Origin of the sequence: Psychrobacter sp. FDAARGOS_221 (assembly GCF_002313155.2) — a bacterium.
GTDB lineage: Bacteria > Pseudomonadota > Gammaproteobacteria > Pseudomonadales > Moraxellaceae > Psychrobacter.
In genome coordinates this window covers 1173078-1187424 of the sequence record NZ_NWFK02000001.1, presented here as the reverse complement: position 1 = coordinate 1187424, position 14347 = coordinate 1173078, and the positions used below count along the sequence as shown (strand labels likewise).

The 14347-nt window shown below is 44.4% G+C and carries 15 protein-coding genes; 12 read left to right on the top strand and 3 right to left on the bottom strand.

Going from position 1 to position 14347, the window contains the following annotated elements:
* Positions 1-200 precede the first annotated feature (200 nt).
* Positions 201-881, bottom strand: coding sequence for a RadC family protein (gene radC / locus A6J60_RS04895; protein WP_096064982.1), 681 nt, complete (start codon positions 879-881; stop codon positions 201-203).
* A 384-nt stretch (positions 882-1265) separates the two neighbouring features.
* Between radC and A6J60_RS04890 the strand changes: the two genes are divergently transcribed.
* The 6 genes from A6J60_RS04890 (at position 1266) to A6J60_RS04865 (ending at position 6782) form a co-directional block, all read left to right on the top strand.
* Positions 1266-1733 (top strand): GNAT family N-acetyltransferase, encoded by a 468-nt coding sequence (locus A6J60_RS04890; protein WP_096064981.1) that lies wholly within the window; start codon positions 1266-1268, stop codon positions 1731-1733.
* An 82-nt stretch (positions 1734-1815) separates the two neighbouring features.
* Positions 1816-3066, top strand: a complete 1251-nt coding sequence (coaBC, locus tag A6J60_RS04885) for a bifunctional phosphopantothenoylcysteine decarboxylase/phosphopantothenate--cysteine ligase CoaBC (RefSeq protein WP_096064980.1) — start codon at positions 1816-1818, stop codon at positions 3064-3066.
* A gap of 409 nt (positions 3067-3475) precedes the next feature.
* On the top strand, positions 3476-4303 hold the full coding sequence (gene nfsA / locus A6J60_RS04880) for an oxygen-insensitive NADPH nitroreductase (protein WP_096064979.1): 828 nt from the start codon (positions 3476-3478) through the stop codon (positions 4301-4303).
* A gap of 87 nt (positions 4304-4390) precedes the next feature.
* The gene (locus A6J60_RS04875) at positions 4391-5155 is read left to right on the top strand and encodes a sulfite exporter TauE/SafE family protein (protein ID WP_096064978.1); all 765 of its coding nucleotides are present in this window, start codon (positions 4391-4393) and stop codon (positions 5153-5155) included.
* 212 nt (positions 5156-5367) lie between these two features.
* Positions 5368-6069 (top strand): hypothetical protein, encoded by a 702-nt coding sequence (locus tag A6J60_RS04870; RefSeq protein WP_127891431.1) that lies wholly within the window; start codon positions 5368-5370, stop codon positions 6067-6069.
* Positions 6070-6125: 56 nt separating this feature from the next.
* Entirely contained in the window at positions 6126-6782 is a 657-nt protein-coding gene (locus A6J60_RS04865; RefSeq protein WP_096064976.1) for a DNA-3-methyladenine glycosylase family protein, read from the top strand.
* 51 nt (positions 6783-6833) lie between these two features.
* On the opposite strand, the gene A6J60_RS04860 is transcribed toward A6J60_RS04865, so the two are convergent.
* Both A6J60_RS04860 and rsmI read right to left on the bottom strand, forming a co-directional pair.
* On the bottom strand, positions 6834-7325 hold the full coding sequence (locus A6J60_RS04860) for a hypothetical protein (RefSeq protein WP_096064975.1): 492 nt from the start codon (positions 7323-7325) through the stop codon (positions 6834-6836).
* Between the two features lie 137 nt (positions 7326-7462).
* Positions 7463-8386: a 16S rRNA (cytidine(1402)-2'-O)-methyltransferase gene (gene rsmI / locus A6J60_RS04855; RefSeq protein WP_227526068.1), complete on the bottom strand. Its 924-nt coding sequence runs from the start codon at positions 8384-8386 to the stop codon at positions 7463-7465.
* Positions 8387-8682: 296 nt separating this feature from the next.
* Here rsmI and A6J60_RS04850 point away from each other — a divergent pair, with 296 nt between their 5' ends.
* From A6J60_RS04850 to hisD, 6 genes are all read left to right on the top strand, one after another.
* Positions 8683-9147 (top strand): YraN family protein, encoded by a 465-nt coding sequence (locus A6J60_RS04850; protein WP_096064974.1) that lies wholly within the window; start codon positions 8683-8685, stop codon positions 9145-9147.
* 92 nt (positions 9148-9239) lie between these two features.
* The gene (locus A6J60_RS04845; RefSeq protein ID WP_096064973.1) at positions 9240-10229 is read left to right on the top strand and encodes a BON domain-containing protein; all 990 of its coding nucleotides are present in this window, start codon (positions 9240-9242) and stop codon (positions 10227-10229) included.
* A gap of 147 nt (positions 10230-10376) precedes the next feature.
* Positions 10377-10631, top strand: coding sequence for a BolA family protein (locus A6J60_RS04840; protein ID WP_096064972.1), 255 nt, complete (start codon positions 10377-10379; stop codon positions 10629-10631).
* 136 nt (positions 10632-10767) lie between these two features.
* Positions 10768-12042 (top strand): UDP-N-acetylglucosamine 1-carboxyvinyltransferase, encoded by a 1275-nt coding sequence (gene murA, locus A6J60_RS04835; protein ID WP_096064971.1) that lies wholly within the window; start codon positions 10768-10770, stop codon positions 12040-12042.
* A gap of 102 nt (positions 12043-12144) precedes the next feature.
* A complete protein-coding gene (hisG, locus tag A6J60_RS04830; protein ID WP_096064970.1) occupies positions 12145-12819 on the top strand; it encodes an ATP phosphoribosyltransferase in 675 nt (224 codons plus the stop codon).
* Between the two features lie 82 nt (positions 12820-12901).
* A complete protein-coding gene (hisD, locus tag A6J60_RS04825) occupies positions 12902-14200 on the top strand; it encodes a histidinol dehydrogenase (RefSeq protein WP_096064969.1) in 1299 nt (432 codons plus the stop codon).
* Positions 14201-14347 lie beyond the last annotated feature (147 nt).

Below are 14347 nucleotides of genomic sequence, written 5' to 3'. Positions count from 1 at the left end.
AAAATTGAAAGATGTCGCTTTTATAGCGTTATACCACAGAGTAAGTAGATAGCATAAGATAATCAAGACTAAAATCTTTACAATTAGTTAGTTTTATATAACTATTCTTTAATAAGTCAATGAACTTTAGGGCTTTTTATTTGCCCAGAACTGCTATTCTCTTAGTACAAACGGTCAGCTTATAGACCCTTTAAAACTCTCTAAAAAGGGTCGGTTCCAGTTTCAGCAAAAGATAAGGTTTGATTACGGCCAACAATGATGTGATCGGCTAAGTTAAGGTCAATCAGCTGGCAGGCCTCTTTTAAAATTTTGGTCAAATGAATGTCTGCTGCTGAAGGTGTGGCGTCTTGATTGGGATGATTGTGGGCGACAATCAACTGGCTGGCACCGTTATCTAGCGCATGGCGTAGCACTTGCTTAACACACACTGAGCAAGATGAGATGCCGCCAACAAACAACACGTTAAAATCGAGCAAATTTAAACCATTATCTAAGCACAATACAGCAAACACTTCTTTGCTTTCGCGGCGTAATTGAGTGGTGACATAGTCTTTTACCACTTGTGAGCGGTTTAGACTGTTACCTGACTTAAGCTGGCTGTTTAAATAGCGCTTGCCCATCTCTAAGCTGGCAAGCAGCTGTGCGTATTTGGCAGGGCCGATGCCGTGACAAGCCAGCACCTGCTCTTTGGGGGCTGCCAATAGCTCGGCGATACTGTCAAAGCGGTCTATCAAACCGCGCGCAAGCTCAATGGCGGACTGATCCTTAGTGCCGGTGCGCAAGAATATTGCCAGTATCTCAGCATCACTGAGCTGCTCGGCACCAAGTTTAAGTAGCTTTTCTCTGGGTCTGTCATCTTCGTGCCAGTCTTTGATTGCCATAAGGGGCTGCTTTTGTTGGGACGGCTTGTGTCAGGAGTGCTTGGTGTAAGCGGTGATAAGTGCTTTATCAGAGTGCACGCAATTAAAATTACAGGATTGGTGTAGAGTGGTAGCGTTAAGCTTGTAAGTTTAAGTGTAAGGTGAGTATAGTCGCTATTAACCAATTTGTATAATGCGCTGAGCTGATATCGGTTGTACTATGATGGTTCGTACTTATGGTTTCTTAAATCTATGGTTTCTTAAACTGATAGTTTTTTATAACTGAGAGCCAAGCTAATACTCAGCTATATCGCATATATTGCAACATAATGTCTATGCAATAAGTTAAACCCAATAAACGTCAAATAAACCCAATAAATAATTGAAATAAACAAGGCACCGAATATGAACACATCTACAGATGCAATAAGCATACGTCCGCTGTCGCGAATGGATTATCCGCAGTGGTTAAATCTATGGCAGGGTTATTTAAGATTTTATAATACTCAGCTAAGTCAGGATATTAACCAAGCGACTTGGGATAAGCTGCTTGATGATGGAGTAGCGGTGTATGGATTTGGCGCTTATCAAGGTCATAAGCTACTTGGCTTCGCTCATGTGGTGCTCCATCCCAATACGTGGGATACAACAGACTGCTGTTATTTAGAAGATCTGTATGTCGATGCGACGCTACGAGGTCGAGGCGTGGGACGCGCACTGATTGAGCACATCTATCAGTTTGCAGCAGATAAGCACTGCAACCGAGTCTATTGGACTACCCAAGTGGGTAATACCACAGCACGTCGGCTTTATGATTCATTAGCGTCTGAGACCGACATGGTGCAGTATCGTCATAACCTATCTGCTGATTGATACAATAAAGGCTGTCCAAAGCTGTCCTAAACTTGATACCATAAGCACATTTTTAGTTATTTTTAAAAGGCAACCCAATTCCATGACTGCAATCTTCACTCCCGTCGCCCCAGTGACCACTGAGATTAAAAATGTTTTACTAGCCATCACCGGCGGTATTGCTGCCTATAAGGCGGCCATGCTGGCTCGACTGCTGATTAAAGAAGGTTTTCAAGTACGGGTGATTATGACTGCTGGCGCTCAGCAATTTATTACGCCGCTGACGCTACAAGCATTGACTGGTAATGAGGTGCATACTGAGCTATTAGACACCAATGCAGAGCTTGGCATGGGTCATATTGAGTTGGCCAAATGGGCTGATTTAATGATTATCGCACCAGCATCTGCCAATACTTTGGCGCGCTTAGCGATGGGTCTGGCCGATGATCTATTGGCGACAGTCTGTTTGGCAACTGCCGCACCTGTTCTAATTGCACCAGCTATGAATCAACAAATGTGGGCGCATCCAGCCGTGCAGCTAAACGTACAGACTCTAGCTGATTTGGGTTATGAAATCATTGAGCCAGACAGTGGTATCCAAGCTTGTGGTGATACTGGAGCAGGGCGTTTGCCTGAGCCAGAGATTTTATGTCGCCGAGTGCTTAACTTCAAAGCCAAGCTGAATACACCACAATGCTTAGCTGGCAAAAAAGTAACCATTACCGCAGGGCCAACGGTCGAAGCGATAGACCCGGTGCGCTTCTTGTCCAATCACTCAACGGGCAAAATGGGCTTTGCGTTAGCTAGAGCTTGCCGAGATGCTGGCGCAGAGGTGACCTTGATTGCTGGCGGTAAGGTCGATTTGACCACGCCACTTGAAGTGCAGCGTGTCGATGTACTGTCTGCCAACGACATGCTACAAGCAGCTACTAATGCTGCTGAATCTGGTTGTGACATCTTTATCGCAACGGCTGCGGTTGCTGACTATCGAACCCGTGAAGCTGCACCACAAAAGATTAAAAAGACCCAAGAGCAGATGACGCTAGAGCTGGTCAAAAACCCAGATATCTTAGCTACGATTTCACACAGTTACCCAGATATGTTTGTGGTGGGCTTTGCTGCTGAAACTCAAGATGTTGAAAAATATGCTCGTGGTAAGTTGGCTGCCAAAAACTTAGACATGATTGCTTGTAATGATGTGTCCCGAGCTGATATTGGTTTTGCCAGTGATGCCAATGCGATGACGGTATTCTTTGCTGACAAATATCAACAGCAGCCTGAGGCTTTGGCCAAGGCCAGTAAAGACGATATTGCTAAGCAGTTAGTGACCTTAGTAGGGCAGTTACAGTCTTAATTTATTGCATGGATAGTCATCGTGTGATTAGGTCAATAACGCTTAAAGTTAATTAGAAATATTTAATAAGCAGTGATTACTGTTAATATTTGGTTTGTAATTGAACTGATTTAATTGTGTATCAATGACGTATCCAAAATATGTTGTTACCCTCATAAAGTGCGATAATTTAGCGCTTCATTGATATACATCTTTATTGATAGCCAAATTTATTGGTAGTCAAAATGAATAGACTGAAGTAGAAGTAAACAGGTAAAAACAACTATAGACCTATAAATCATAAAGATAAAAGTACACACACTTAGCTTTAAGGTTTATCTGTATCAGGGCTTATCTGTATGTAAGCCACTCTATGATTTATGAAGCGCTATTAAAACAGTCATTAACATCATCACTTAAGGGGACATCTATGAGCCAATCTACTCAAAACAACCATCTTTCAGAGAGCCGTCCACTGACCAGTTCAACCGTTGAGACGTTATTAAATCACCGTTCTGTGCGTCAATTTACAGATGAAGCGGTTGCACCTGAAGTGCTAGAAACCTTATTTAATGTCGGGCGTATGGTATCAACCTCGAATTACTCACAGGCGGTGAGTGTGGTGCGAGTAACCGATCCTGAGCTGCGTAAGAAGTTTCGTCAGATTTCGGTCGATATGGATGAAGAAAGCTATAACAAAGCAGTCGCTGAGGGCAAAAAACTGGGCCATCCTTATGTCGAAACGGCGCCAGAGTTATTGGTATTTTGTATCGACACCCATCGTCATCATCAGCTGGTACCAACCGCACAAACTGATTGGATGGAAGTGACCTTAATCGGTGCGGTAGATGTGGCATTGTTTGCGCAAAATATGATGGCTGCCGCTGAGTCACTCGGGCTAGGGGGCGTATATTTGGGCAGTATGCGTAACGATGTAAAACGTGCCGGTGAGCTGATTAATGCACCTGAGTATGTGTTCCCGTTATTTGGAATGTGCTTGGGTTATCCTACTGAAGAAGCGAAGCAGATTACCCAAAAGCCACGCTTGCCATTGGGCGCTTTAATCTCAGAAAATAGCTTTGAGCCAGCCACACAACAGCAATTAGATGACTATAATGCAGAAGTCACTGCTTATTATGAGTCACGTGGTGATCATAAAGTGGCCGATTGGACAGCACAGGTTGAGAAAACTTATGGCACACCGTTACGCCCAAATGTGATGGATGTGTTAAATGTGCAAGGGTTTGGTAAGCGCTAATGGTTTTTATGCTAAGCTGTGAGTAGGACGTCACATTTGACATAAATTTCGACACTTAAATCCGGCACTTAAAATTAGTGGTTTGCGATGGATATTGAATCCCTACTGTTATCGGCCATATTCGCCATAGCGTCACTGCTACATGGCATTAGTGGGCTTGGCGTTACTTTGGTGACAACCACAGCGCTGGCGAGCATGTATCCCCTGCAGCACGCCATTATTTTGATTATTCTCCCCTCTATGATGCTCAACCTCATGACTTGGATGCATGGGGGTGAGCGTAGTATGTGGGGCGATTTTGTTTATTATCTAAAAAATTACTGGCTATTGGCGTTGATGAGCTTGCTGGGCAGTATGCTTGGCGTCAAGTTATTGTTGTGGGTGGACAGCAGCTACATTCTACTGTTGTTGGCGGCAGTGATTGCCTTTTATGTGATTAGCAATGTATTGGGCAAGCGCATTATCTTACCCAATACCAAGCCGGTGCTGATAGTCACTGGATTGTTGGCCGGTATCGTTGGCGGCTCAACCAATGCGATGTCGACGATTTTGCTGATGTATTTGCTGTCCGCAACCGATGATAAAAACACCATCGCTAAGGTCGGTAATATGTGCTATTTCTTGGGTAAAGTGGCACAAATCATTATTCTTTGGGAGCCAATAAAAGCGCTACCAAGCAGTGACTGGCTGTTGATTGGGTTATTAACGGCGGTTTCTATTGCCAGTATTACGGTCGGTATTCGCTTGCGTCAATACTTATCACAAGCTAGATTTCGGCAATTGGTATTGGTTATTTTGACTGTGCTTGGCTGCCGAGTGGCTTGGCAAGGTGTGATAGGCTTGATGTCATAATAAGTGTTATGAATTTGTCGATTGCAGTGCATACTTAGCTAAAAAGCTGATTGTTCTGTGGCTTGTTTTGATTTCTTATCCGCTGCTGTCTATTATCTTATTTAACTTTCTATCTTATTCAACTCCCTATCTGTCTCTGTAAATAAGAAACTTTCTATCTAAGAAACTTTGCACCGTTTTTCATTTTTCTGTTAATTATTTTGATGAATGACATGTTAAATACGAAATCAAGACTATTCCCCAAATTGCACGCCATTAGCTTAGCAATTATGTTTGCCTTGCCAGTTGGTGCATTGGCGACCGTTGGCGGTGGTCAGCGCATTGAGGTCTTGGGCTATGAGGCGAGGGATAATAAAGTCTATGTCTTGCGCCACTTTGATGATGCGCGGGGGCGTTTGCCACAGTTGTATTATTACGACTTGGATACTCAGTTTCCACAAAATCTGATAGAAGTACGCTCACTGTATATCAACCCGAACACCAAGCAGTTTGACGAGTTTGATGATAAGGGAGTCTTTTTTGAACATCGACTGAATCGTATTAAGCAACGACTGACTTCGCTTGAACCTGAATACGTAGCGACCAGTATTAAAGTTAACTCGTTAACTCAGCGTCGGGCAAAGTTAAGCTCATGGTTAGGCCCGATTAATAGTAGCGGTGATGAGGCCTCTGACGAAACCTATTATGAGTATCAATTTAACTATCAACTTGCCACTGATAAAGGCGACTATCGTAGTGCCACACAGACCACAACCACCTACAGTGTTTGTTTATTAGATGATGATGTGATCTATACCATCCCCAATCAGCCTTATGCACTAAGCACAGTGAACTATATGGGCACCTTGATGGAAGGTGGTTATCAGTATCAAGACGCGGTTTTATTAAAACAGCAGACCGCTGAGAAACAGTAGATAATAAAAAGAGTGGACAATCAATTGTTAGAGGGTTAGAGGCCAAAACGGATAACATGAATCAGCAAACAAATAGTAAACCACAGATACGAGTCATCAAGGATGAGCAGCAGCTGCAGCGTCATATTGAGGCATTGATTGATATTGAGCCACGTTTTGATGCGGTGTATCAGCAGGTAGGTATGCCTGATTTACGTCGCAATCAGGGCGGTTTTGTGCGACTGATAAGAGCGATGGTCGGACAGCAGCTGTCGGTTGCCGCTGCCAGCAGTATCTGGAATAAGCTAGAATCAGCAGGACTGATTTATCCGCAAGCAATTATTGATGCCGATGATGATCAGCTGCGTGCGCATGGATTGTCTAAACAAAAAATCCGCTATATTCGCTCGTTGGTAGCGCATGATATCGACTTTGAGTCGCTAGAAGTAATGACCGATGAGGAAGTGATTAAAACCTTAACCGCTGTCACCGGCATTGGCAAATGGACGGCAGAGATGTATTTGCTGTTTAGCTTAGGCCGCGCTGATGTATTGGCAGTAGATGATTTGGCGATTAAAGTTGGCGCAATGGATTTGCTACAGCTAGATGCCAGACCGACGCCTAAGCAGCTAAGAGATCTGACTCAAGACTGGTCGCCGTATCGCAGCGCGGCAAGCTTATTACTTTGGTCGCATTATGGTTGGCTAAAAGACCGTCAGGCGTTACCGGTTTAACCTTTAACCTCAAACAACGGTCATGGTTAATCTATGATTGTAATTGAATGGTTATTCAGATGAGGCAGGGCAGGGTATGTCGGTTTTACCTTTAATAAGTGTGCGCCTGCCGTCATCTCTATCCCTATCTCTCAATAAGCATAAGGAGACGGGTCTATTGCCTGTCGTCACCCTAACGGTTTCTCCTCTTTCATTGGTATATCCTCTATAAAGATCCCCTTCTGCAGTCACAATCTTATAGGCATAACCGGCGACCGGCCAGCCGGATTCATCCTGTATGACGAACATTTCATCATAGATTTCATTTTCATTTTCATTTTCATTTTCAGGTTCAGCTGTCAGCGGTGACTCTGTCGCAGGCTCTACCTTGGACGTATTAAGTATTGTTGAGTAATCGGAGGTAATTCTATCGATGATAACCGCCTCTTTAGCATATTGTACGCTGCTGTTACTTGCCTGAGCCGGCTGTGAGTTAGGCGATACAGGTTGAGTCACGCAGCCAGTTACGGCGGCCATGCCTAAAATAGTCAGTAAAAGTCTCATTAATGGGTCCGTCCTATTTTTCCTATCCGATACGGTTTAAGTCACTCAAGAGTTTAGCGGTTTTCTAACCCAATAAACCTTGATGACTAATAGTCAAACATCCTTGTAGCATAATCAATACATCATTAATCTATACTTTATTTATCCTGCAATTCAAGCAGTCGTTGATACAGCGCGTTTTTCTTAACCCCAGTAATATCAGAAGCCAAAGCCGCTGCTTTTTTGACTGATAAGTCTTCGAGTAAACGTAGTAACAACTTATCGTGAACGCTGTCATCGTCTGAGGTGTGGTTCACATCACCGCCAACGACCAATACGATCTCACCTTTTTGCTGATTGTTATCAGCCTCCACAAACTGTGCCAGCTCACCCAAGGTGGCCTTTTTTACTGTTTCAAAGGTTTTGGTCAGCTCTCGACACAAGGTTGCAGGGCGGTTGTCACCGAATACAGCAGCCATGTCTTTTAAACTGGCCACAATGCGATGCGGGGCCTCATAGAAGATTAAGGTCTCTGTACGTGCGGCATATTGCTCAAGCTGCTTGACGCGGCCATGGGTTTTGGCGGGTAAAAAGCCAACAAAGCTGAACTTGTCAGAAGGTAAACCTGCCACGCTTAACGCACCGATAGCGGCGCTAGCACCAACCACAGGGACTAATTTGACACCGGCAGCATGAGCCGCTTGCACCAATTGATAGCCAGGATCACTAATCAATGGCGTGCCGGCATCACTGATTAAGGCGATTGAATGACCACGCTGAATCATTTCAATAATCTTAGGGGTTTGAATCTCACTGTTGTGCTCATGGTACGCCCAAGTCTGGGTGCTAATACCAAAGTTAGACAGCAGCTTGCCTGAGGTGCGGGTGTCTTCACAAGCAATGATATCGACCTGATTAAGGATGTCGATGGCACGGCTGGTTATGTCGCCCATATTACCGATGGGTGTGGCAACAATATACAGTGCAGCCTGAGCAGGATTACTGTGGATAATGGGTGCGTTGGTCGCTGCTGTGGCGTCAGTTATGGTGTTAGATAGAGCAGGGGTGTCGATTGTTGTCATAAAAGACCTTCGTTGTGCAATAGTGTAAAAACAGATAAGTTGGCTGTAGTGTAAAAATATTAACGATAAAAATAATACAGAAGATAAAAAATAGGTTTGTTGTTATCAGTTTACCATGATGTGATAATATATCCTTCTGATGCTTGCAAGTTATCAATAATCAATCACGGTATGGATTGAGTTATGGGTCTAAATTATTGACGGAATTTGCTAGTGTAAGCTATTGATTTAAATGGCTGCTAATTTAAGCGACTTATATACGTTGTTTGGTTGCTTTGCGATACTAAGGGCACTTTATGCCATCTAATCCTGATTTATTGGTATCACCGAAGCAGCGGCATGGCAGTGACTATGAGCAACTGGCGGCTGATTTTTTGCAGCAGCAAGGATTGGTGCTTATTGCCAGTAACTGGCAGCAACCTAAAGTTGGTGAAATTGACTTAGTCATGTTGCAGTCCACAAAGCATTGGGATACCTTGGTGTTTATCGAGGTGCGCAAGCGTAAAGTCAGTGGTTATGGTGATGCATTGACGAGTGTTACCAAGGCCAAGCAGCGTAAATTGATTAAAACTGCTAAATATTTTTTGCAGCGTCATCCACAGTATGCACATTTAGAATGTCGCTTTGATGTGGTGGCTTATAATGAGCCAAAGACGATACAGTTTGAAACCAAGCAGACAAAAACCGGTCAAGTTGATAGTGAACCATTAATGCTATTGCCAGAATGGGTACAAAGCGCTTTTATGGGAGCGGCTTGGTAAATGAGTTTGGGGTTATTAAACAATCAGTATTTCACGAACCGATCACCAATGACATTGACATTGATCGTGAGTAAACAAATAAGGATATAGGTATGGCGAGTTCTTGGTTATTAGCCAATAAGGTTGTTCGCAGTAGCGCACTTTGCATGGCGCTGGGTGTCGGCGTATTGTCCGGCTGTACATCATTACAAACCATGACTGCACCGAATGAATCTTATGGTGTGGCGGCAACAGACAGAACCTTAGCGCAGCGCATCCTAGATAAGAGTATTGAAAATACGATTCTGGTTAATATTAATCGCCAAGATCCAACTTTGCATGAACGTAGTCGTATCAATGTCTATAGCTTTTACAGTACCGTTTTGGTCACTGGTGAGGTTCCCGATGAAGCCAACAAAAAGCAGATCGATACCATTATTTCGTCTATGCCAGACGTGAAAGAGTTTTATAACCAATTGAATGTTGGTAACTTCAAAGGTGCCAGCTACACGGTGCATGATACTTATATCAGCTCGAAGGTGAATGCCAAAATTTTGGCAAACAGCGGCATCAGTGGTCGCCAAATCAAGATTGTGACCGATGATGGGATTGTCTATGCCATGGGTAAATTGACACCATCGCAGCGTGGACACTTGCTTAATATTGTAGACAGCACAGTAGGCATTAAGCAGTTGGTATTGTTAACACAGCTGATTGATGACTATGGTCAACCTTTAGACGAAAACAGCATTAGCCAAGAGACAGGTCTTGAGCCGCCGGCAGCACGTTACACCGAAGCACCTGTGGTGATTGAAGCACCTGCCCAACAAGCAGTCGCCAGTCAAGACGCTTCGCAAAGTTCACAAGCCACTGCGCAAACCCAAAACTCTGGCGTACCGATTGTGACCCCTCAAGCGCAAGCAGGCGGTGCAGCACCGAGCAGCGGGCAGCCACAAGCGCAAGCACCGGCGCAACCCGTTCAGCCAGCACAACCGACTCAAACCAGTGGCAATCCATCCGGTCAGACGCCAACCACGCAAGGATCATCTACTTACGCCAGCCCCTATATAGAAATGTATAAGAAAGAAGTACCTGGCTGGTAAGCACTAGATATTAGGCAATTATTGATGACACTTGCTATAATCGAAACCAATTGCTTCATTTAACAGGTGCTGATGCCTGATAGAGCTTATTAAACAACTTATTTTTAAAATTCTGATTTAAAATCATTTCATAATAAAGGTAGTCCCATGAGTATGAACGCTGATGATCTAATTGCATTTTTACAACCCCACTTTCCAGAGGCGCTCATTCAGGCAGCTAACCAAGGTAACAAATTTGATGTGCGTGTGGTCGATGCTAGCTTTGAAGGCAAACGTCCGGTGCAGCGTCAACAAGCAGTATATGCTTTGGTTAACGACATTATTGCCAGTGGTGAAATTCACGCCCTTAATATTCAAGCACTAACACCAGAACAGTGGGAGCAGATGCAGGCAGGTCAGTAGGGAGTGAGGCTGTTTGATGATTTAGCTTTAGTCATTAAGCGCCATACCATTACCTCATTTTTTATACTGTGCATGACATCCGATATTTCTTCATTTTTTAATCATTTTTTGTAATTTTAGTTTAGGACAATATTCAATGGATCAATTTTTAATCACTGGCCGTAGTCGTATCGCAGGTGAAGTCACTATCTCAGGCGCAAAGAATGCCGCTTTGCCGTTGTTGGCAGCAATGATATTGGCGGAAACCCCGACGACTTTGAATAATGTTCCTTCCTTGCAAGATGTGCGCACTTTGGTCAAGCTCATCGCAGGTATGGGCATTGATATTGTCAAAGAAGGCAATACCGTGCGCTGTGATACCAGCAGTATCGAAAACTACTTTGCCCCTTATGAGCTGGTAAAAACCATGCGTGCCTCTATCTTAGTATTGGGTCCGCTATTGGCCAGATTCGGTGAAGCCGAAGTGTCATTACCTGGCGGCTGTGCTATTGGCTCACGTCCTGTTGATCAACATCTAAAAGCCTTTAAAGCGATGGGTGCTGATATCACTGTTGAAAACGGTTATGTTATTGCTAAAGCACCAGAAGGTGGTCGCTTATTAGGTTGTGAGTTTAGCTTTGATATGGTGACAGTCGGCGGTACTGAGAACGTACTGATTGCTGCAACCTTAGCGAAGGGCACCACTATTTTAGAAAACTGTGCACGTGAACCAGAAGTGGTTGATTTGGCCAATATGTTGGTGGCCATGGGCGCCAAGATTGACGGTATTGGCTCAGCGACAATGACCATTGAAGGTGTTGATAGCTTGCATGGCTGTGAATACTCTGTGGTTGCTGATCGTATCGAAACTGGCTCATATCTGGCAGGCGCATTGATGACGGGCGGCGATGTCACCACTAGAAATACCGATCCACAGTTGTTACAACCAGTGCTACAAAAATTTGAAGAAATGGGCGCTGTTATCACTACCGGTGATGATTGGATCCGCGCTCAAATGACAGGTCGTCCAAAGCCGGTAGATATTCGCACCCAGCCACACCCAGGTTTCCCAACCGATATGCAGGCGCAATTAATGGCGGTATGCTGTTTAGCGGACGGTACCAGTACCATTAGCGAGAATATTTTTGAAAACCGTTATATGCATGTGCCAGAGCTGAAGCGTATGGGTGCAGACATTCAGGTTGACGGGCATACCGCTATTATTCGTGGCATTGAGCAGTTTAATGCAGCGCCAGTAATGGCAACCGATCTACGTGCGTCGATGTCTTTAGTCATGGCAGCAGCAGCGGCAGAAGGTGAAACGGTGATTGACCGTATTTATCATATTGACCGTGGTTATGAAAATGTAGAAGAAAAGCTGCGCGGCTTGGGTGTTAATATTGAGCGTATTAAGCCAAGCGCTGATGAGTAATATCGCAGCCGATTAAGCTAAGCCAGTGGCGTCAGAAGAGCCAGTTATTGAGTTTATATAACTGGCTTTCTATAAATAATACAACCATAAGACCATCTTATTATGACTGACAATAATAACGAACTACTCAATCAAGCAGATAGTGACTTTAATGGGCTAACGTTGGCATTATCAAAAGGGCGTATTCTAAAAGAGACTTTGCCACTGCTGAAAGCAGCCGGTATTGAGCTGCTAGAAGATCCTGATAAATCACGTAAATTGATATTCCCAACCTCGCATGAGCATGTGCGGGTACTAATTTTGCGCGCCAGTGATGTGCCGACCTATGTAGAGCATGGTGCTGCAGACTTCGGTGTGGCCGGTAAAGATGTGCTGCTTGAGTATGGCGCTAAGCATGTTTATGAGCTGCTGGATTTAAAAATCGCCCAATGTAAGTTAATGACAGCCGCTATCAAAGGTGCTGAATTACCCAACCGCCGCCTACGTATTGCGACTAAGTACGTTAATGTGGCACGTGCTTATTTTGCCAGTCAGGGTCAGCAAGTTGATATCATTAAGCTGTATGGCTCGATGGAGCTTGCGCCTTTAGTCGGCTTAGGTGATTTGATTGTTGACGTGGTCGATACTGGTAATACCTTACGTGCAAATGGCTTAGAGCCACGCGATCACATTTGTGACGTGTCGTCACGTTTGATTGTGAATCAGGTCAGCTATAAGCGCAAATTTAGTTTGCTTGAGCCTATTTTAGACAGCTTTAAACAAAGCGTTGATGCTTAAAGGTTAAGTCCTAAGACTGAGTCTAAAAGCGGTTAATGCTAATGCTGCTATGTTTTACGCTATTTTTATTTAAGGATTGTTCATGCGGACGTTAATCAGCACTGATGCGAATTTTGATCAACAGCTTGATGAGCTGCTTGCCTTTGAAACGGTAAATGACAAACAACTATTGGCGACGGTCGATGACATTATTGATCAAGTGCGCCGACAGGGCGATGAAGCCGTATTGGCGCTCACTCAGAAGTTTGATGCTCATCCAGCAACCGATATGCAGCAGCTGCTATTAACCACTGAGCAATTACAACAGGCTTATGAAGGCTTAGATGAGACCGTTAAAGCAGCATTGAATGTTGCCGCTGAACGTATCGAAAGCTTCCATCAACACCAACGTCAACCGACTTGGGAATATACCGATGACCTTGGCAATCGCTTGGGTCAGAAAGTAACCCCGCTGGATAGAGTCGGGATTTATGTTCCTGGTGGTTTGGCTTCGTATCCATCATCAGTATTGATGAATGCGCTGCCAGCGAAAGTAGCCGGTGTGCCGGAGATTGTTATGGTAGTGCCAGCGCCCAAAGGTGAGCTTAATTCACTGGTACTGGCTGCCGCTTATCTGGCTGGCGTGAAGAAAGTATTTACCATTGGCGGCGCGCAAGCCGTTGCTGCCTTAGCGTATGGTACTGAGACCATTGCACAAGTGGATAAGATTACCGGACCGGGGAACAAGTATGTGGCCGCCGCTAAGCGAGCCGTATTCGGTCAGGTCGGCATTGATATGATTGCAGGCCCTTCTGAAGTGTTGGTCTATGCTGAGGGTGAAGCCGAAGACAATGCAGACTGGCTAGCGATGGACTTATTATCACAAGCCGAGCATGATACCGTTGCCCAGTCTATATTTGTCACTACCAGTGAGCAGCAATTAAAAGACGTTGATGCTGCGATCACTAAGGCATTAACCCTATTGCCAAAAGCAGATATCGCGCGTGAGTCATTACAAAATCGTGGGGCGTTAATCTTAGTAAAAGACCGCCGCGAAGGTCTTGAGGTTATCAACCGTGTGGCGCCAGAGCACTTAGAGCTTTCGTTGAATGATCCGCAAGCGTTGATTGATGATATTCGTCATGCCGGCGCTATTTTTATGGGTCGTCATACGCCTGAAGCGATTGGTGATTATTGTGCAGGTCCAAACCATGTGCTACCGACTTCTGGTACCGCACGTTTCTCTTCGCCTTTAGGGGTATATGACTTCCAGAAAAAGTCGTCTTTAATTTATTGTACGGCGGAGGGCTCTAAACCGTTGGCTAAAGTCGCCGATACCTTAGCGATGCAAGAAAATTTAGAGGCACATGCACGCTCAGCACGCTATCGCAGTGACAGTTAACTCATAGTGAAGACATAAAAGAAGTTGATAGCTTAAAAGTTAAAAAGCCAAGCAGCTGACTGAGCTAACCTTTAATAGGTATGATGTAAATAGCTATGGTCATAACTAGCAATAACTTGAATAAATGTCTCAATATAAAAACGATAA